This window comes from Pseudomonas shirazensis (assembly GCF_014268785.2).
Taxonomy (GTDB): Bacteria; Pseudomonadota; Gammaproteobacteria; order Pseudomonadales; family Pseudomonadaceae; genus Aquipseudomonas; species Aquipseudomonas shirazensis.
Genome location: NZ_JABWRD020000001.1, coordinates 1,958,776 through 1,977,806 on the forward strand (window position 1 = coordinate 1,958,776; position 19,031 = coordinate 1,977,806).

Genomic DNA, 19,031 nt, shown 5'->3' on the forward strand with positions numbered 1-19,031 from the left:
AGAAAATGCAGTCGAGACCACCAAGGCCCCCGCCCCAAAAACCACGACTGCCCAGTGTCGGACGCCGAACAGAGCGCCGCCGCGTGGCTAGGCCCGGCCGGGCTTTACCGCACTCGCCTAGAAGCCGTTCAAAACGGCGAGCAATGCCTTGAGCCCGTATCTGCAGACCAACTCTTTGCATACGCGCGAGCCCTTGTCCAAATGCAGATCGAGGGACGCCGCGATGTGTAAACCAGAACGCATTTGGCAGCTCATCAGCCTGGTATTGGCCGGCGCCATGATCGCGACGCTGATCCAATTGCGCCACGCCACCACAGCCACTCGGTCGGCCACTGGCACGTTACCGACTGTTAACAAAATGTCCGGCTACGAGCATCTGGCGCTGAGCCCGAACGCGCGCCGCGCCCATGAGAGGTACTCGCTGTGAACATCACACCGACCTATCACCCGGCAACCCGATTGCCTAAAGGCTTCCAGCCGCTGGTAAGGCCAGCAATGTCCGCAATTTGCGATGTATGTGGCAAGTCACGTACCCGCCGTGGCGGCCACGATAAATGCTCCAAGATCCGCCAAGCAGCTGGCTTCATCATCAGCCGGAGGACCACGGCATGACCATCGACCTCTCGAAATTGAAGGCGCTCGCCACTGCCGCCGCCGCGAACCAGTACGACGCCGTGGCACTGAACGATTACGGCATCGCTGTGCCGCCAGAGACGGTGCTAGGCCTGATCGCCGAAATCGAGCGCCACCGCCTGGTGAACGCCGAGGGCTGTAAGCCCGACAGCAACATCCAGCTATCCGGCCTCCCCTGCGCCGGCGTAGCGTCTTGCCACAGCCTCGACAAAGCGGAGGGCTGCAAGCCCGACCTCACCAATCAGCCCTTCAAGAGCATCAATTCTGACGATGTACAGCAGCTGATTCAGGTGATCGAAACCCTGGTCCCGTACGCAGAAGCCGAGGCATCCAATACATACTGCGAAGAAAATGCAGAAAAAGGCTGGACCTTGGCTGAGGATGCGCGCGCACTGCTGGATGAGATCAACAGCAAAAATGGTGGAGGAGTGAGGTCAGCATGAACACGGCCTTCGTACTGATGGCGCAATACAACGGTCTGGCAATCATCTCGCTCGAGCAAGTGTGCGCCGATTACTTCACGCACCTAACTCCGCTGGTGTTCCAACGAAAAGTGCTGGCAGGCGAGATAAAGCTGCCCATCACCCGACTTGAACCGAGCCAGAAGAGCGCTCGAGGCATCCACATTGCCGATCTGGCTCTCTATTTAGATCAACAGCGGGAAGCTGCACGCAAAGAGTGTGCGCAACTGAATCGAACGCTTCGGGCAGGCTAACAGGGAAACTGCAGCGCTCTCGATACACGTTTTACCTAGCCAACTGCTCCCATTGCACTCAGATCCGGCCAGTCAACTTCGGTTCTCTCCTTAATGCGTCGATGGTCGCCTACAATAGGCGGCCATCGGTCAAAAACAGACGACCGTAAATAATTGTACTCGACCCAGCCATTACTAGGACTAATACCTTTATGACACCCGATTGGGTTGCCAGCTTTCTATCTGCTAGATTTTTCATTGCTTGTGTTTTCGATGAAGTCAGGTACAAGCCTTTCGCTGAAGCCAGCAATAAGTGCCAACACTAGCAGCCGACTATTACTTTCATTCATAAAATTCAGAAACAAGCCTGCCTTGCATGCGATTAAAGCAATAACGCCGAATGCACAACCGAGCCCAACTCGAACTAGCCCTTGAAGAACTACCGTTCCATTGTGCTCATAGAGACTGACTTGCAGTTTTTGTGCGCGCTGAAGCACTGATATTACTGCGCCACACACCCCACCAAACAAACCAATTAAGAACAAATTAAGATTGAGCGTAAGGGCGGTCGAGTAAAAGTAGTAAATTACTCCTGAACCCAGCATGACAACGAGCGATGCAATCGCAACAAAAAGCACGAGATAATAAGCCGCAACACTATTTGCCGCCTTTGCAATGTACATAGAAACCGGATTGAAAATCTGACAGGTATCGACATCATCACCTTTTAATTTGGATCTCAAGCCAACGGTTAGGCATGTTGCAAGTTTTAAGTTTAAGAAGTCAGTTTTTTTCGAATGAACCGCGACCGCCCCCCACGCTCGCAACTTATAAAACTCGTCAAGGATATCCGAGTTGTAGAGCTGTAAATTCCTCACCCGATGCTTCACTTGCTTATCATGATCAATATATACAGTGAAGTCATTATTCGTAGCGATTATTAATTCCGGCCTTGGAAGAACATCTATGCGCGAGGACAACCTATCAAGCTCCGCATCGACGCTTAATTGGTCTGCCTCACTTAAGCAGCTAGTAGCAAAAATTCTCGACAAGACTGCGACGACATTACTCCTCAGGGAATCAATATAGATATTTCCAAACTCATCAAAAGATCTAGCCCTGAGCAGCTCAAGCTGACTTAATTTTGCGACCATAGCGCTATTGTTATTAGCCGACAAGTACTGCAAGCAACCACCACCTTCAAAAATAATATAATTACTACCATTTAGCACGAGCGCATCGACGATTTGTCCATCTACAGAGTCACCAACACGAACCGTAGTGAAGTCCGAGATATTGTTGCACGATAGTAATCTCGACAAGTGAAGCCCCTCATGATATTCAGCTTATATTTTATGGGTTTATAGTATTTCTATTGGAAAATTCGCTTTTAACCTGCCTGGTCGCTAAGGTCTGAGCGCAGCCCTTAACCACTGGTCGCTTCGCATCGTAACCAGCCGGTGCGCCACTCAACCCGGATGTGGAGGAATCGTACAAGCAATCTTAAGAGAGGGAATCCTGCGCACTCCCCTGTCAATTACGATATCCGAGCGCCGAGTGTAACTGGCGCGCGGGTAATCTGCTCTAACCACCTCCAGCCCTTATACCGATCATCGCGACCACGGAGATGGGTATAACGCCGCAATGAGTTCCAGTCACGATGCCCGGAAACACTCGAGACTCTGGGGATATCCCAATCCATTTCGAACAACCTGCTCACACCTTCATGGCGCAGATCATGAAAGTGTAAATCCTCCACACCAACCACCTTGCACGCCCTGGACCAGGCCGTACCAATTGAATCGGTGTTGTAGGGGAAGATCTCAGCGCACTGACGAGGCATGCTTTGAACAATCGCCCACGCCTCATCTGGCAGATGGCACCAAACATCGTTGCCAATCTTCTGCCCTGGATTTTTCATGTCACGCACTTTCACCGCCTGGCGATGCTCATCTAGATCCTCCCACCTGATGCGGGCGATCTCGTCCATACGGCGTGTAGAGAAGATCGCAAATGCCACGACTTTCGGCATGTGAATCACAGTGGGACGACGTGCAAGCATCTCGAAGAAATGCTCGAGCACCTTATCCAACTCTTCAAGGGTAGGCCGGCGATCCCGCTCCCGACTTTTCATATTGTAGCCGAGCCGCTTCAGTACCAACCGTGCGTCAGGCATGGCTTGAGGGTTGATCTCGTACTCCCAGGCCGCCCTGGCCAGCGACAATACTGAGCCAAGGTGAGCCAGATCATTGCCGGCTGTCTGCGGCTTGATTCCCCCGCCTTCAGTGCTCATACGCCACAGGGCGTAGTCCACCAACACCTGCTGAGAGATATCGGAGTCGACCACCTCGCCGAGGTAACTGTTCTTGATGGCCAGCAGGGTCTGCCGCTTCGTCTTACCCAGCGGCCGGGCTTTCTCGGCTTCAATCAGATAGCGATCAATCATGTCTTTTATGGCGTGACCACAACGATTGGCCCGTTCTATGGCACCAGGTACTGATAGCTCAGTCTCTCGTCGCTTTACCCAGGCCACCGCTGCCTGTTTACGTACGAAGGTCTGGCTCTCTTGGTAGACTGTGACCTTGTCGCGGTTGATGCGAATCTGAGCGGTGTAGCTGGTGGTGCCATCGGCTTTCTTGCGCGGTCTGATCGTTGCCATAGGAAATTGGTACACGTCGTTGGTCAGTTGGTACATTGTACCAAGCGCTTGGTAAAAACGCCTTAAAACCCCCGAAAATCGGTACGAAACACGTTGAACGCAAACACTGACAAAACAGCCTCAAAGCCACAAACCACGCGTCCTGAGCCGTCCCGCCGGTTCAGCGTCGCACCGATGATGGACTGGACCGACCGCCACTGCCGGTACTTCCTGCGCCTGCTCTCCCAGCACACCCTGCTCTACACCGAAATGGTCACCACCGGCGCTCTGCTGCACAACGACGCCGACCGTTTCCTACGCCATGACGTCTCCGAGCACCCGCTCGCCTTGCAGCTCGGCGGCAGCAACCCGACCGACCTGGCCGCATGCGCAAAACTCGCGCAGGCAGCAGGCTACGATGAGGTCAACCTCAACGTCGGCTGCCCAAGCGACCGGGTGCAGAACAACATGATCGGCGCCTGCCTGATGGCCCATCCGGCGTTGGTCGCCGATTGCGTCAAGGCAATGCGCGATGCGGTTTCGACGCCGATCACGGTCAAGCACCGGATCGGCATCAACGGCCGCGATAGCTACGCCGAGCTGTGCGACTTCGTTGGCCAGGTGCGTGACGCCGGCTGCCGCAGCTTTACCGTACACGCGCGGATCGCGATTCTCGAGGGCCTCTCGCCCAAGGAAAACCGCGATATCCCGCCGCTGCGCTATGACGTTGCCGCGCAGCTCAAGGCTGACTTCCCCGACCTGGAAATCATCCTCAACGGCGGCATCAAGACGCTGGATGAATGCCGCACTCATCTGCAGACGTTCGATGGTGTGATGCTCGGCCGCGAGGCCTATCACAACCCGTACTTGCTGGCCGAGGTCGACCAACAGTTGTTTGGCAGCACCGCGCCGGTAGTCACCCGCAGCGAGGCGATGGTGCGCCTGCGGCCTTACATCGTCGCGCACATCGAAAGCGGCGGCGCGATGCATCACATCACTCGGCATATTCTCGGCCTCGGCCAGGGCTTCCCGGGAGCGCGGCGGTTCCGTCAGTTGCTGTCTGCAGACATCCACAAGACCGACCAACCGCTGGCGGTGCTGGATCAGGCGGCCGAGCTGCTGCAGGGCCGTTGAACCGTCGGGCGGGAATGGATGGAACCCTGAGCACGGCTACGACTCGAATGTGCACACTTTCTTCAGCGCTGGGGCTGCGGTTCGCCGTCGGCCCCTGAGCTAACCCGCCGTCCCTCGTGTTTAGCCCTGCCTGATCAAGGTTTCGCGCTATTTCACGAGGGGCATGCTCGGCCTGCCCTGACGCCCCTTGAGCGCTGCTCCGGGCTCGGGTAATGTCGAGCCATTGCACAGGACAGAGCACGCCATGACTTCCAAGCTGGAACAACTCAAGCAGTTCACCACCGTGGTCGCCGACACTGGCGATCTGGATGCCATCACCCGGCTGCAGCCGGAAGATGCCACCACCAACCCTTCGCTATTGCTCAAGGCTGCTGGTATTGCTGGCTATGCCGACTTGCTCAAGCAGGTGAAGGCGGATGCCAAAGGCGATGTTGGCCTTGCCTGTGACAAGTTCTCGGTGGCGGTAGGTAGCGGGATCCTTAAAGTCATCCCGGGGCGGATTTCGACCGAGGTCGATGCGCGCTTGTCGTTTGACGAAGATGCGCTGCTGGCCAAGGCGCGCCAACTGATTGCGCTGTATGACGCAGCCGGTGTTGGCCGTGATCGGGTGCTGATCAAGCTGGCGTCGACCTGGGAAGGTATCCGTGCTGCCGAGAAGCTGGAGAAGGAAGGCATCCAGACCAACCTGACCCTGCTGTTCTCCTTCGCTCAGGCGCAGGCCTGTGCCGACGCTGGGGTATTCCTGATTTCGCCATTCGTTGGGCGTATCTACGACTGGTACAAGAAGAGCACCGGCAAAGAATATGTCGGCGCTGACGATCCGGGCGTGCAGTCGGTAACCCGTATCTACGACTACTACAAAACCAACGGCTACAACACCGTGGTGATGGGCGCGAGCTTCCGCAATATCGGCCAAATCGAGCATCTGGCCGGCTGCGACCGGCTGACCATCAGCCCTGAGCTGCTGCAGCAGTTGAGCGAAGACCACGGCGAGCTGCCGCGCATCCTCAAGCCTGGCAATGCCGGTGAAGCCAAGCAGCAGCTGAACGAAAGCCAGTTCCGCTGGGCGATGAACGAGGACGCCATGGCCACCGAGAAGCTGGCCGAGGGTATTCGCCAGTTCGCCCGCGATCAGGAGAAGCTGGAAGCGCTGATGGCCGACAAGGCTTGATACAAATCTGCGCGTAAGCAACAGGCGGGAAATGCCGAGCATTTTCCGCCGTTTTTTTGCCTGTGAGATAATCCCCGGCTTGACCGAGCTGTTGAGTTGTCGATGACGCCCTCCCCCGAATCGTTACCCCTTGTCCTCGCTGGCCCGGTACTGCGCCGTCTGGAGCCTCAGCGCCTGGCGATCTGGCTGGTTGGATCGCAACCGCTGCAGCTGGACTTCGTCCTTGAACACCCCGGTGTCACTGCTCAAATTAATTGCCAGACCGTGCCCATCGGCAGGTCGGCTTTTATCCACCTGCTGGATATCCGTTTCGACACCGCGCTGCCGTTTGACGTGACCCTCGAATACGACTTGCTGCTCGATTCGGGCGAAGGCATTGCCAGCTGGGCGCCGCACCTGCTCTACCCGGGCGCCAGCCGACCGAGCCTGGTGCTGCGTGAGCGCATCGACCAACTGCTGCATGGCTCCTGCCGCAAGCCTCATCACCCGGCGGCCGATGGCCTGCTCTGCGCCGACCGTTTGCTGCAAGCGAACCCAAATCCGGAGCAGCGGCCTGCGGTACTGATGATGACCGGCGACCAGGTTTACGCCGACGATGTCGCCGGGCCGATGCTGCGTGCGATTCACAGTTTGATCGAGCGCTTGGGGTTGTTCGAGGAAAGCCTGGAAGGTGCGCTGGTCGCTGACAGCGCCGAGCTCTACGGCCACCCTGCCTGTTATTACCACCGCGCCGATCTGCTGCCCGCACAGGAAGGTAACGAGACCCTGCGTGAGCGCTTCTTTGGCGGCAAGCGCAAGCCGATTTTCTCCTCCAGCAACGCTGACAACCATCTGGTGACCTTCGCCGAGGTGATGGCGATGTACCTGCTGGTGTGGTCACCAACGCCTTGGAGCCTGGTGCAGATGGACATGCCGGCGGGGCTGACCGACAAGCGCCAGGCGCGCTATCAGGAAGAGCTGCCGCTGATCGAGGGCTTTGCCGCAGGGCTCGGTCAGGTCGCTCGGGTCATGGCGCACTTGCCGTGCCTGATGATTTTCGATGACCACGACATCACCGATGACTGGAACCTGTCGGCGCAGTGGGAAGAGACCGCTTATGGCCATCCGTTCTCGCGGCGGATCATCGGCAACGCCCTGCTCGGCTACCTGCTCTGCCAGGGCTGGGGCAACGACCCGGACAGTTGCACGCCACTGCTGGAACAGTACTGCAGCCTGGCCGAGCAACATCTGGCCAAGCAAGCGCAGGATGCACTGATTGGCGAGCTGCTGCGCTTTCAGGGCTGGCAGTTCAGCCTGCCGACCACCCCGCCGCTAGTGGTGCTGGACACCCGCACCCGGCGCTGGCGTAGCGAGAACAGCCTGAGCAAGCCTTCTGGCCTGCTCGACTGGGAAGCGCTGTGCGAGCTGCAGCAGGCATTGCTTGACCACCCTTCGGCGATCATCGTGTCACCGGCGCCGATCTTCGGCGTCAAGCTGATCGAGGCGGTGCAGCGGGTGTTCAGCTGGCTGGGTTATCCGCTGCTGGTCGACGCTGAAAACTGGATGGCGCACCGCGGCGCGGCGCAGGTCATCCTGAATATCTTCCGCCACTCGCGCACCCCGGGGCATTACGTGGTGCTGTCAGGCGACGTGCATTATTCGTTTGTCTATGAAGTGATGATCCGCCATCGCCAGCACAACCCGCACCTGTGGCAGGTCACCAGCAGCGGCATCAAGAACCAATTTCCGCAGCGTTTGCTGGATGTGCTCGATCGGCTCAACCGCTGGCTGTATTCGCCGCGCTCGCCCCTGAACTGGTTTACCAAACGGCGCCTGATGGAAGTCGCACCACGCCTGCCGAGCCGCAGCAAGGCCGGCGAGCGGGTGTGGAACAGCGCGGGGCTGGGGCAGGTATTTTTCACCGCTGACGGCCAGCCGGAGCGAGTGTTCCAGCTCAATGCGGATGGCTCAGAGGCTAATGAGTTCTTGCGCGATCAGTGAGCGGCTGCGCTGATCAGTTCACCGCAGTCGAGGCTCAGGAGCGCTCGAGCGCGCTGACCAGGTCATGGAAGGCTTCACGATTGGAGTCGTTCAGGCCCATGAGGATGCGGTGTGCCTCAAGCACCTTGGAGCGTACAACCTCTTCGCTCTGGTCTTGCGACGGCAGGTCGGTCAGGCACTCTGGGCAGGGGATCGGCCGACCCACAATGTTGAACACCTGATCGAAGCCCATCGACTGCAGCAAGCGCGAGATATCCGGATTGGTGGTGACCACGGTCGGCAACAGACCCACCTTCTGCCGGGACAGAATGGACAATTTGGCCAACAGCCCAAGGGTGGTGCTGTCGATGCTTTCGGTTTCGGTCAGATCGATGACGATGGCCGAGAAATTCAGCGCAGTGAAGATTTTCTCGATCGTCGCATCCAAAGCCGAACACAAGGTCAGGCGTACTTCACCGACAAACTTCAGTACAAAGGTACCGCTTTGCTCGGCGAACTGGATTCTACCGGTACTCATTGAAGGTTCCTGCTTAACACCAATAGGGCGATATCATCCGGCATCTCCCCAAGCGTAGCCAATCCGAAACGTTGGCGCAGCCCATCCAGGCTACCCCCTGCTGCTTTGACGACCTCCGGCAACGCAGCCTCTTTATCTTTGAGCGTGTTACCGGGCAAAAGGTCCAGAATACCGTCCGACATCAGGCTGAGGCTGAACTGCGCGGGCAACTCGACCACCAGATCCTGATAGGTGGCCTCTTCGAACAACCCCACCGGCAAGCCGCGGCCTTCGAGGTAGCGCGTGTGCTCCGGGGTATACAGCACCGGCATTGGCAGGTGGCCGCCGACGGCGTAGGTCAAAAGGCCGGTGTCTTCGTCGATGACGCCACCGACCATGGTCACATGCTTGCCCAGCTTGCAGTTGATCAGGCCACGGTTGATGTGACTGAGCACTTCCGAAGGCTTGAAATCGCGCATCTTGCCGCCACGCTTGAATTCGAACATCAGGCGGGTGGTCATGAATTTCAGCAGTACGGTCACGAACGCCGATGAAGCACCATGGCCGGATACATCGGCCAGGTAGAACGCGATACGCCGCTCATCCACGCGGAAGTAGTCGGCAAAGTCGCCCGACAGGTACAGCGACGGGATGATCTGGTGCTCGAAGGAGAACTCGCCGGCTACCCACGGGCTCTCGGGCAGCATGTTCATCTGCACCTGGCGCCCTGCGGTCTGGTCTTCCTGCAGCAGGTGCAGGCTGGCCTCGAGCTCGCGATTGGCGGTTTCCAGTTTGTCGCGATAGCGCTGGTTTTCGACCAGCAGGCGCGAGCGGTCAAGCGCACGGTGCACCGAGTGCTCCAGCACTGCCAGGTCCTCGAGCGGCTTTATCAGGTAATCGTCGGCGCCCAGGCGCAGAGCCTCGACAGCGTCGCTCATGACACCGGCACCCGACACCACGATCACCGGCAACTGCGGGGCCACTTCGCTGATCCGACGGATCAACTCAAGGCCGCCCATCTGCGGCATGCGCAGATCGCAGATCACGAGATCGGGCTGGTGTTGTTCGAAGACCTGAAGCCCCTGCTGGCCATTGCCGGCCTGGAGGACGCTAAAGCCGCTGTCTTCGAGATACGCGGCGAGGCTCGCACGGACCACGTCGTCGTCATCGATAATCAGCAGCGTTGCACTGGTTTTCTGCATGTGGGCGAACGGCGCCGGATTAGGTTTGCGTAGGATCGTCGCAATTGCGCCTATCACTACTGGAATACTGTTTGGCTGCTCTACCTATAGAGTTGTAGGACAAGAACTCTTGTCCGGCAACAGCAGAGGTGCCCTGTCAGGCGCAGACGGTACTCCCATCCGCCGGGGGTTTCAAGCATGCGCGAGTCGGCTTGATTACACAGCGTTTGGCAAATTGCTGGTAGTTATAAGAAATGTGTTTGAGGTAACCCGATGGATGGTTGCAAGGCCCGTTGCGGGCCCAGCTTTGGGGCTGCTTTGCAGCCCCAGCTACCCGGATTCAGAAGTCGTCTTCGACTTCGCCATCCTTGACCTTGAACTCGCGGTTCTGCAGGTAGGCGTTGCGGATGAACACGTACTTGTCGCCACTGATCAGCTTTTCAGCCGAGAGCAGGCTGGCACGGGTGTCAACCAGGTCTACCCCCAGCGTAGTGTTGCGGGTCGGTACATGATCGATGTAGCGGTACGGCTTGGTGTAGCTGTCCGGGTACTTGGCCAGGCCGTCACGCACGGTGCTCGGGCCGAGCAGCGGAATGACCACGTAAGGGCCACTGGCGACGCCCCAGTAACCGAGGGTCTGACCGAAGTCTTCGTCGTTGCGCTGCAGGCCCATGCGGGTACCCACATCGAACAAGCCGCCAATACCGAAGGTGGTGTTGACGATCAAGCGGGCGGTGTCTACGCCAGCAGCGTGGGGCTTGAGCTGCAGAATATTGTTGGCCAGGTTGGTGACATCGCCGATGTTGCGGAAGACGTTGTGAATGCCGTCTTCGACGAACTGCGGGGTGATCGCCTGGTAGCCTTGGGCCAACGGCTTGAATGCATAGGTGTCGATCGTATCGTTGAACCGGAAGATCGGCCGGTTGACCGCCTCCCAGGGATCTTCTTCGGTAGCTGCCTGCGTAGCAGCCACGGGCGCCAGCAACAGACTGGCGCAGACACAGGCCTGGGTGATTCGCTCGATCACACTGGCGCCGATCCTATGCATAGATGTTTCTCCATCAAGATTCACGGTCGCAGATGCGCGTTTGCTCTGCTGAGTTTGGGCGACAGTATAAAGCGTCGACGGCTGATAAACAGCTTTGCTGAGTATTGCTCAACATTTTGTCAGTAACTGTTGCTACGTCATCTACATGTAACAGTCGCTACTTAGTCTGACTATTTTCAGGGAAGTTGCCATGCACGACGCACCCGCCTTCACCGCTGTGCTTTTCGGGCTGCGTGGCTGCCTGGTGGAAACCGCCAATGACGTGTCTGCGCCAGCGCCTGGCGCGCTGGCCATGCTGGCTGACCTGCATAGCCAGCAGGTGCCTTGCATCTGGCTGGATGAGCCCGGCACCGGCGGGTCATTGACCAGGGTGCTGCCGAGCTGGCTGCCGGGGCATTCGACCCCTTCCCTGCCCTGGCCGGCACCGAATGCCTGCTGGCAGGCGCTGATGCAGCTCAACAGCGCGAAGCTCGATGGCAGCGTGCTGGTCAGCGGTGATCCGCGCTTGCTTGAATCTGCGCTCAAAGCCGGTTTGTGGACTATCGGCCTGGCGGCATGCAGCCCCCGCTGCGAGGCCTCGGCGAAGCGCTGGCAGGCGATGACCGCCCAAGCCCAGCAAGCGAATCGCGGCAAGGCCACCCTGGAGCTGTTCAGGCTCGGCGCGCATTCGGTGATCGATCATCTGGAAGCGCTACAACCGTGCCTGGCGGATATCGCCCAACGCCGCCGCAAAGGTGAAAAACCCTGATACAGGCGGCTTGATGCGGATCATGCAAAGCCGTGGCGAGTGGATTACGCTTGAGGCATGCGCGAACCTTTGCCCAATGGCCGAGGTCCATGCTTTGCCAAGTCATAGAGGGAGAACACCTGATGCCTGCCCGCGAATTGCAAGAGCAGCTCGATAGCCTGCGCGATCAACTGGATCGCAACCCGCCGCTCACGCTGGAAGAGCGCGACAACCTGCACAGCCTGATGCAACAGATCGAGGCGCAGATCAAACTGGAAGAAGCCACCCAGGACACCAACCTGGTCGACGGCGTCAACCTCGCCGTCGAGCGCTTCGAGGTGGCCCACCCCGACCTCACCGCCACGCTGCGCAACATCGCCAACAGCTTGCACAGCATGGGCATCTGAATCAGGCGGGGCCGACGCGGCACTCAGATGCCCCGTCGGCCAACTATTACTGCCGAACCAGACGCAGGTTTTGCGGGCTGATCGGCCCGTTGCTGCGGTACGGGTTGATATCCAGCCCACCGCGACGCACATACCGCGCGTACACCGTCAGGTGCTCAGGCTGCAGCAAGCGCTTGAGGTCCAGATAGATCCGCTCGACACACTGCTCATGGAAGTCAGCGTGCTGGCGGAAGCTCACCAGATACGTCAGCAAGCTGGCGTGATCCAGCGCCAGGCCCTTGTACTTGACTACCACCGTGCCCCAGTCAGGCTGGCCGGTCACCGGGCAATTGGACTTGAGCAGGTGGCTGTGCACCGTCTCTTCCACTACTTGGGTTGAATCGCACTGCAACAGTTGCGGCTGCGGTTGCTCGTAGTTGCTGATCGCGACATCGAGTTCGTCAATGCACACCCCAGGCAATGCCACTACACCTTCATCCTGCACTTCTGCCAGGCTGCGCACGCGCACCGTCACCGGCGCGCCCGCAGCGGCAGACAAGTCTTTCTCCAGGCAAGCCTGCAGCTCAGCGCTGCTGGCAAAGGCCGTCTGGTTAAGCGAGTTGAGGTACAGCTTGAACGACTTCGATTCGATGATATTCGGTGACTGTGCCGGGATGGCGAACTCACCGATGGCCACCACCGGCTTGCCGGACGGCAACAGCCAGGACAGCTCAAAGCAGTTCCAGTAATCAACGCCCTGCCACGGCAGGGCGTCGCCACTGACACCAAGCTCGTCCCACTTGGCCAGGCGCGGAATCGGGAACAGCAGCGACGGGGTGTAGGTTGAAATGTATTCACTGGATTTACCCAGCGGAGAGTCTTCGGCAGCGGGATGCATGGTCAGGACCTGGAAAAAACGGATGCGCCCAGTTTACCGGTTTTGCAGCCCGCCTTGGGTCCGAACTCACTCGATGGTCAGCGGCCCGACCATCCCGGCCTGATAATGCCCCGGCACGTTGCAGGCAAACTCGATCGGCGCAGCGCTACGGAAGGTCCAGGTCAGCTCGCCGCGCTGGCCGGGCTGCAGCAGCACGGTGTTGCCGCTGTCGTGGCCGTGTTCACCATGGCCCATCTGGCTGTGATTCATGCCCCCGCTGAACAGTTTGCCCTGCATCGCCACCATCTGTTTCTGATGCTCTGCGTGCATGGCCTTGTCGCCCAGATTGAACTCGTGGGGCAACTGGCCCTGGTTGATCAGCACAAAACGCACGGTCTCGCCGGCCTTGACCTGCAAACTGCTGGGCTCAAAGGCGATGTCCTTGAGCACCACCTCAACCGTGCGAGTGGCCTTGGCCGCTGGCGCTGGCTCACCGAAAGCGAAGCTGGTGTGCTCGGCGTCAGCCCAGCCCGACGTGCTGAACAGCGCGAAGGCAGCAGCGATGAACAGGTGTTTCATATCTACTCCGATAATGACGGCAATGTCGTGCCACTCTGCGCTGGCGCAGCTGGCAACTGGCTGACCGCAAGATTACAACTTTGTCAGCTTGGCTTGAGAGCGGGTTCGTCACGTATCATTTCCACTACTCCCTGACCGACGCAAAAACCTGATGAAACTGCTGATCGTCGAAGACCAGGTCAAGACTGGCCAATACCTGCAACAAGGCCTCACCGAGGCCGGCTTTGCCTGCGAGCTCAGCGCCGACGGCGAAACCGGGCTGCACCTGGCGCTGACCGGCGATCATGCACTGCTGATTCTTGATGTGATGCTGCCAGGCCGCAGCGGTTGGGAGATTCTGCAGGCGGTACGCCAGGCAGGGCTCGCCACCCCAGTATTGTTCCTCACCGCCCGCGACGCCGTGGAGGACCGCGTGCATGGCCTGGAACTGGGCGCAGACGACTATCTGGTCAAGCCGTTCGCCTTCTCCGAGCTGCTGGCCCGCGTGCGCAGCTTGCTGCGCCGAGGCGCCGCCGGGGTGCAGGACACCACCCTGGCCTTGGCGGACCTGCGCCTGGACTTGATCCGCCGCCGCGCCGAGCGTGCCGGCCAACGCGTCGACCTTACCGCCAAGGAGTTCGCCCTGCTGGAATTGCTATTGCGCCGCCAGGGCGAGGTGCTGCCCAAGTCGTTGATTGCCTCGCAGGTATGGGACATGAACTTCGACAGCGACACCAACGTCATCGAAGTGGCCATCCGCAGGCTGCGGCTGAAGATCGACGACGGTCACGCCAGCAAGCTGATACACACGGTGCGTGGCATGGGTTATGTACTCGAAGAGCGCCAGGACTGATGCGCCGGATATCCCTCGGCAGCCGCCTCGCTCTGCTGTTTGCTGCCTGTACCGCGGCGGTTTCGCTTGGCGCCGGCGTGCTCTTCACCCAAGCCAGCGAGCAGCATTTCATCGAGTTGGATGAGCAACTGCTCGACACTCGCCTGACGCAGTTACGCGAGCAACTTACCGGTCTCCAGACACGGCAGCAGGTGGTCGACAGGCTCCCCGAGCTACGGAGCCAATTCAACCTCCAGACCGATGTCGCACTGCGCATCAGCAGCGGCACGGGCCAAGCCTGGTTCGAAAGCCGGCAAGGTTTGCCCGATGCCAACCAGTCTGCACAACTGAAGACACTGCAGGCCGGCGGCGTCGACTATCGCGGCTTGTCGGCGCCATTGATCGAGCATGATCCACAGTCACCGCAACTGACCGTGTTGCTCGACATCACCCATCACCAACATTTCTTGCAGAGCATGCAGCGCTTGATCTGGCTAACGGTGGGCCTGTCGGCACTAGCCACGGCATTGCTCGGCGCCTGGGCGGTACGCCGCGGCTTGCGCCCGTTGCGCCAGATCGGCGCGGTGGCGGCGAGCGTCAACGCTCGTTCGCTGACCACACGCCTGCCAGTGGCGCAGATGCCCGAGGAGTTGGCTCAGCTGGCAGAAAGCATGAATGCCATGCTGCAGCGGCTGGACGATGCGTTTCAACGGCTGTCGGCGTTCTCCGCAGACATCGCCCATGAACTGCGCACGCCGTTGTCGAACCTGCTGACCCACACTCAGGTGACGCTAACCCGCCCACGCAGCCTGGACGAATACCGCGAGGCCTTGCATGGCAACCTGGAGGAGCTGCAATGGATGGCGCAGCTGGTCAACGACATGCTCTACCTGGCCAAGGCTGAGCACGGCCTGCTGGTGCCTGAACAGCAGGTGCTGGACCTTGCCTCGGAAGTGGATGCACTGCTGGAGTATTACGCGCCACTGGCTGAGGACGCTGGAGTGACCCTGCTCCGCGAAGGTGAGCTGGTGATCGAGGGCGATCGGCAGATGTTGCGGCGGGCGTTTTCCAACTTGCTGGAAAATGCGCTGCGGTTTGCTGGAGCAGGTGGCGTGGTGAAGGTGGGTTTACAAGCTGGAGGCCAAGTTACGGTCGCCAATACCGGTGCGGCGATTGAAGCAGCGGCTGCGCAGCGCTTGTTTGATCGATTCTACCGCGGGGATTCGGCACGGGCCGAAGGAGGCGCTGAGCACGCCGGGCTGGGCCTGGCAATTACCCGTTCGATCGTCCTCGCCCATGGTGGCGGGATTCAGGTGGAGTGCGAAGCAGGATGGACGCGGTTTGTGATTGATTTCGGCAAGGGGCCGCACAGCGGCCCCAAAGATACCAGCGCCGGTCTCACTCGTAACGCAACGCCATAGCCGGCTCGATCTGCGAAGCCCGGTAAGCCGGATACACGGTCGCCAGGAAGCTCATCACCAAGCCCGCCGTACAGATCATCAGCACATCCCCCCACTGCAACTGCGAGGGCAAGCTGCTGATGAAATACACATCGGAGGTGAAGATGTGCTGGCCGCTGACCCGCTCCAGCCAGCCAACGATCTGACTCACGTTGATCGCCGCAATTACCCCCAGCACCCCGCCAATCAGCGTGCCGACCACACCGATCAAGCTGCCCTGAACCATGAACGTGCCCATGATCTGCATCGGCGTGGCGCCAATGGTGCGCAGGATGGCGATATCCGCGCCCTTGTCGTTCACCACCATCACCAAGGTGGCGATGATATTGAACGCCGCCACCGCGATGATCATCATCAGCAGCAAGCCGATCATGGTCTTTTCCATCTTCATGGCGCTGAACAGGCTGCCCTGGGTGTGCGACCAGTCATCGGCGTGATAGGCATCGCCCAACTGCCCGGCAATGGCCTTGGACACCTGCGGCGCCGCGTACAAGTCCTGCAATTTGAGCCGCACGCCCTGCACGCTGCCCGGCGCCCAGCGCTGCATCTCGGCGGCGTCGGCCACGTTGATATAAGCCTGCGAGCCATCCAGCTCGGCACCAACCTTGAAGATGCCGACCACGGTCAGGCGCTGCATGCGTGGCGTGATACCACCCGGGGCCTTGCTGATTTCCGGCACGATCAAAGTCAGCTTGTCACCGGTGTTGAGCCGGAAGCGCCGCGCCGTCAGCTCGCCGATCACCACCCCGTATTCACCCGGGACCAGATCCTGCAAAGCGCCCTGGACGATATGCTGGCCGACGATCGACACCTTGCCCTCTTCGGCCGGCTCGATCCCGCTGACCTGAATCGGCTGCATCGCACCTTTGTACGAGAGCATGCCTTCCATTTCGGTGACCGGCGCCGCAGCGACCACTGCCGGGTTCTTCAGCGCTGCGTCAGCCACGCTGCGCCAGTCGCTCAGCGGCTGCACGCCAAGGATGCTCGCATGCGGCACCAGGCCAAGAATGCGTGAGCTCATTTCGCGCTGGAAGCCGTTCATCACCGACAGCACCACGATCATGGCCAGCACGCCCAGGGACAAGCCGATCATCGAAGTCATCGAGATGAACGAGATGAAGTGATTGCGGCGCTTGGCACGGGTGTAGCGAGCACCGATGAACAAGGGCAAGGGTCTGAACATGTACGAGAACACCCAATGAACAAAAGTTGCGGGGTGGATCATTCCACCCCGGGCAGTCGACTCAGATCGCCACCAGGTGGCCATCTTCCAGCTTGAGCACGCGATCCATCTGCCGCGCCAGGCTCAGGTCGTGGGTCACCACCAGGAACGCAGTGCGCGATGAGCTGGAAAGCTCTTGCATCAGTTCCTGAATGCCCTGCGCAGTGTGATGGTCGAGGTTGCCGGTCGGCTCATCGAGCATCACCAGCCCCGGCCGATTGACCAGAGCGCGGGCGATCGCCACACGCTGGCGCTCACCACCGGACAGCTCGGCCGGTTTGTGGCTCAGGCGATGGCCGAGGCCAACCCGCTTGAGCAAGGCCTCGGCACGCTCGCGCGCTTCCGGGATCGGCGTGCGCCCGATCAGCAGCGGCATGCACACGTTTTCCAGCGCCGTGAACTCGGCCAGCAGGTGGTGAAACTGATACACGAAGCCCAGCGCTCGGTTGCGCAGCAGGCCACGGGCGCGCTCGCCCAGTGCCGACAACTCTTCGCCAGCCAGCCACACGCTGCCCTGGCTCGGCGTGTCGAGGCCGCCCAGCAAGTTGAGCAAGGTACTCTTGCCGGAACCGGAGCTGCCGACAATCGCCACCCGCTCACCCGGCAGCAGTTCAAGCTGCAGATTGGCCAGCACCTGCACCGACTCCGGGCCCTCGTCGTAGGACTTGCCCAGGTTGCGGCAACTCAGAACGGCTTTATCACTCATGCGCGACTCACTCATAACGTAGCGCCTCTGCAGGCTGGGTGCGCGCCGCACGCCAGGCCGGATACAGGGTGGCGAGGAAACTCAGGATCAATGCCGCGCCGCAGACCATCCACACGTCCTGGGCGATGATCTGCGAAGGCAGGTAGTCGATGAAGTACACATCGGCGTTGAGGAACTTGTGCCCGATCAGCTTCTCGATGCCGGCAATCGCCGCGCTGACATTGAGCGCAGCGAGAATGCCGACTACCGCACCAATCAAGGTGCCGACCACGCCGATCACCGTACCCTGGACCATGAAGATGGCCATGATCTGCCCGGGCGTAGCGCCCAGGGTGCGCAGAATGGCGATGTCGCCGCGCTTGTCATTGACCACCATCACCAGGGTAGAAATGATGTTGAACGCCGCCACCGCCACGATCAGCAGCAGGAGCAGACCAATCATCGCCTTCTCCATGCGGATGGCCTGATACAGGTTGCCGTGGGTGCGGGTCCAGTCACGCGAGTAGAACTCCTGCTCGCCCAACTGCTGGGCGATGCTCCAGGCCACGCGCGGGGCTTCGAACAGGTCGTCGAATTTCAGCCGCAGGCCCTGCACCTGATCCGCTTTCCAGCGGTGCAGGCGCGACAGGTCGGCAATGTTGGTCAAGCCCAGGAAGCCGTCGATCTCGCCCGCACCGACATGAAAAGTGCCGACCACGGTGAAGCGCTTCATGCGCGGGAACATGCCCGCCGGCGTGACGCTTACCTCTGGTGCCACGAAGGTCAGTTTGTCACCGACTTTGACGCCCAGTTTGGCCGCGGCCTTGTCGCCGATCATGATGCCCCACTCGCCGGGCGCCAGCTTGTCGATGCTGCCTTCGCGGATAAAGTTGTCGATGATCGACACCTCCCGCTCACGCGCAGGATCAATACCGTTGAGCAGCACCTTGCTGACCTTGCCATCGAAGGTCAGCAGACCCTGCATCTGGGTGAAGGGCGCGACCGCCACGACTTGTGGATTCTGCTTTACTTGTTGAGCAAGGGCAGGCCAATCATTGATCGGCTGGCCGCTCTCAAGCGTGGCGTGAGGGATCATGCCAAGCACGCGGGTACGCATCTCGTGGTCAAAGCCATTCATCACCGAGAGCACCACGATCATCACCACCACGCCCAGGGCGAGGCCGATCATCGAGGTCAGGGAAATGAACGAGACGAAATGGTTGCGGCGTTTGGCACGGGTGTAGCGAGTACCAATAAATACGAAAAGAGGTCTGAACATGTCGGGGCTTGTTCGGATGAAAGGGAACGT

General features: G+C 59.7%; 20 protein-coding genes. 10 read left to right on the forward strand and 10 right to left on the reverse strand.

Annotated elements, in window-relative coordinates:
• Positions 1-148: 148 nt before the first annotated feature.
• The 3 genes from HU736_RS08970 (at position 149) to HU736_RS08980 (ending at position 1,348) form a co-directional block, all read left to right on the forward strand.
• On the forward strand, positions 149-427 hold the full coding sequence (locus HU736_RS08970) for a hypothetical protein (protein ID WP_186699520.1): 279 nt from the start codon (positions 149-151) through the stop codon (positions 425-427).
• 181 nt (positions 428-608) lie between these two features.
• Positions 609-1,076: a hypothetical protein gene (locus tag HU736_RS08975; protein ID WP_186699522.1), complete on the forward strand. Its 468-nt coding sequence runs from the start codon at positions 609-611 to the stop codon at positions 1,074-1,076.
• Entirely contained in the window at positions 1,073-1,348 is a 276-nt protein-coding gene (locus tag HU736_RS08980; RefSeq protein ID WP_186699524.1) for a pyocin activator PrtN family protein, read from the forward strand. Before HU736_RS08975 ends, HU736_RS08980 begins: the two co-directional genes overlap by 4 nt.
• 218 nt (positions 1,349-1,566) lie before the next feature.
• Here HU736_RS08980 and HU736_RS08985 read toward each other — a convergent pair whose 3' ends face one another.
• Entirely contained in the window at positions 1,567-2,649 is a 1,083-nt protein-coding gene (locus tag HU736_RS08985; protein WP_186699526.1) for a hypothetical protein, read from the reverse strand.
• A gap of 215 nt (positions 2,650-2,864) precedes the next feature.
• Positions 2,865-4,022, reverse strand: a complete 1,158-nt coding sequence (locus HU736_RS08990; RefSeq protein WP_186699528.1) for a site-specific integrase — start codon at positions 4,020-4,022, stop codon at positions 2,865-2,867.
• Positions 4,023-4,079: 57 nt separating this feature from the next.
• Here HU736_RS08990 and dusA point away from each other — a divergent pair, with 57 nt between their 5' ends.
• From dusA to HU736_RS09005, 3 genes are all read left to right on the forward strand, one after another.
• On the forward strand, positions 4,080-5,099 hold the full coding sequence (gene dusA, locus HU736_RS08995) for a tRNA dihydrouridine(20/20a) synthase DusA (RefSeq protein ID WP_186699530.1): 1,020 nt from the start codon (positions 4,080-4,082) through the stop codon (positions 5,097-5,099).
• A gap of 244 nt (positions 5,100-5,343) precedes the next feature.
• A complete protein-coding gene (tal, locus tag HU736_RS09000; protein ID WP_101321150.1) occupies positions 5,344-6,270 on the forward strand; it encodes a transaldolase in 927 nt (308 codons plus the stop codon).
• A 102-nt stretch (positions 6,271-6,372) separates the two neighbouring features.
• Positions 6,373-8,250, forward strand: a complete 1,878-nt coding sequence (locus HU736_RS09005; RefSeq protein ID WP_186699532.1) for an alkaline phosphatase D family protein — start codon at positions 6,373-6,375, stop codon at positions 8,248-8,250.
• 34 nt (positions 8,251-8,284) lie between these two features.
• Here the strand turns inward: HU736_RS09005 and rssC are convergent, their stop codons facing one another.
• From rssC to HU736_RS09020, 3 genes are all read right to left on the reverse strand, one after another.
• Positions 8,285-8,767: an anti-sigma factor antagonist RssC gene (gene rssC, locus HU736_RS09010; protein WP_101321154.1), complete on the reverse strand. Its 483-nt coding sequence runs from the start codon at positions 8,765-8,767 to the stop codon at positions 8,285-8,287.
• The gene (rssB, locus tag HU736_RS09015; protein ID WP_186699535.1) at positions 8,764-9,948 is read right to left on the reverse strand and encodes a two-component system response regulator RssB; all 1,185 of its coding nucleotides are present in this window, start codon (positions 9,946-9,948) and stop codon (positions 8,764-8,766) included. Before rssB ends, rssC begins: the two co-directional genes overlap by 4 nt.
• Before the next feature lie 319 nt (positions 9,949-10,267).
• Positions 10,268-10,975: an MlaA family lipoprotein gene (locus HU736_RS09020; RefSeq protein WP_101321158.1), complete on the reverse strand. Its 708-nt coding sequence runs from the start codon at positions 10,973-10,975 to the stop codon at positions 10,268-10,270.
• 190 nt (positions 10,976-11,165) lie between these two features.
• Here HU736_RS09020 and pcrP point away from each other — a divergent pair, with 190 nt between their 5' ends.
• Both pcrP and HU736_RS09030 read left to right on the forward strand, forming a co-directional pair.
• The gene (pcrP, locus tag HU736_RS09025) at positions 11,166-11,723 is read left to right on the forward strand and encodes an HAD superfamily inactivated hydrolase PcrP (protein ID WP_186699537.1); all 558 of its coding nucleotides are present in this window, start codon (positions 11,166-11,168) and stop codon (positions 11,721-11,723) included.
• 122 nt (positions 11,724-11,845) lie between these two features.
• Entirely contained in the window at positions 11,846-12,109 is a 264-nt protein-coding gene (locus HU736_RS09030) for a DUF4404 family protein (RefSeq protein ID WP_101321164.1), read from the forward strand.
• A gap of 46 nt (positions 12,110-12,155) precedes the next feature.
• Here HU736_RS09030 and queF read toward each other — a convergent pair whose 3' ends face one another.
• Together queF and HU736_RS09040 are read right to left on the reverse strand one after the other, a co-directional pair.
• Positions 12,156-12,986: an NADPH-dependent 7-cyano-7-deazaguanine reductase QueF gene (gene queF / locus HU736_RS09035; protein ID WP_186699539.1), complete on the reverse strand. Its 831-nt coding sequence runs from the start codon at positions 12,984-12,986 to the stop codon at positions 12,156-12,158.
• Between the two features lie 66 nt (positions 12,987-13,052).
• Positions 13,053-13,544, reverse strand: a complete 492-nt coding sequence (locus HU736_RS09040; protein ID WP_186699542.1) for a cupredoxin domain-containing protein — start codon at positions 13,542-13,544, stop codon at positions 13,053-13,055.
• Between the two features lie 151 nt (positions 13,545-13,695).
• On the opposite strand from HU736_RS09040, the gene HU736_RS09045 reads away from it, so the two are divergent.
• Both HU736_RS09045 and HU736_RS09050 read left to right on the forward strand, forming a co-directional pair.
• Positions 13,696-14,376, forward strand: a complete 681-nt coding sequence (locus HU736_RS09045) for a heavy metal response regulator transcription factor (protein ID WP_103438017.1) — start codon at positions 13,696-13,698, stop codon at positions 14,374-14,376.
• Positions 14,373-15,776, forward strand: coding sequence for a heavy metal sensor histidine kinase (locus HU736_RS09050; RefSeq protein WP_202883894.1), 1,404 nt, complete (start codon positions 14,373-14,375; stop codon positions 15,774-15,776). The genes HU736_RS09045 and HU736_RS09050 overlap by 4 nt, the downstream gene beginning before the upstream one ends.
• Here HU736_RS09050 and HU736_RS09055 read toward each other — a convergent pair.
• From HU736_RS09055 to HU736_RS09065, 3 genes are all read right to left on the reverse strand, one after another.
• Positions 15,754-16,998 (reverse strand): lipoprotein-releasing ABC transporter permease subunit, encoded by a 1,245-nt coding sequence (locus tag HU736_RS09055; RefSeq protein WP_186699546.1) that lies wholly within the window; start codon positions 16,996-16,998, stop codon positions 15,754-15,756. The two genes, HU736_RS09050 and HU736_RS09055, sit on opposite strands and share 23 nt — an antisense overlap.
• A gap of 61 nt (positions 16,999-17,059) precedes the next feature.
• Positions 17,060-17,743 (reverse strand): lipoprotein-releasing ABC transporter ATP-binding protein LolD, encoded by a 684-nt coding sequence (gene lolD / locus HU736_RS09060; RefSeq protein WP_178080783.1) that lies wholly within the window; start codon positions 17,741-17,743, stop codon positions 17,060-17,062.
• 7 nt (positions 17,744-17,750) lie between these two features.
• Positions 17,751-19,001, reverse strand: coding sequence for a lipoprotein-releasing ABC transporter permease subunit (locus HU736_RS09065; protein WP_101321174.1), 1,251 nt, complete (start codon positions 18,999-19,001; stop codon positions 17,751-17,753).
• Positions 19,002-19,031: the final 30 nt, after the last annotated feature.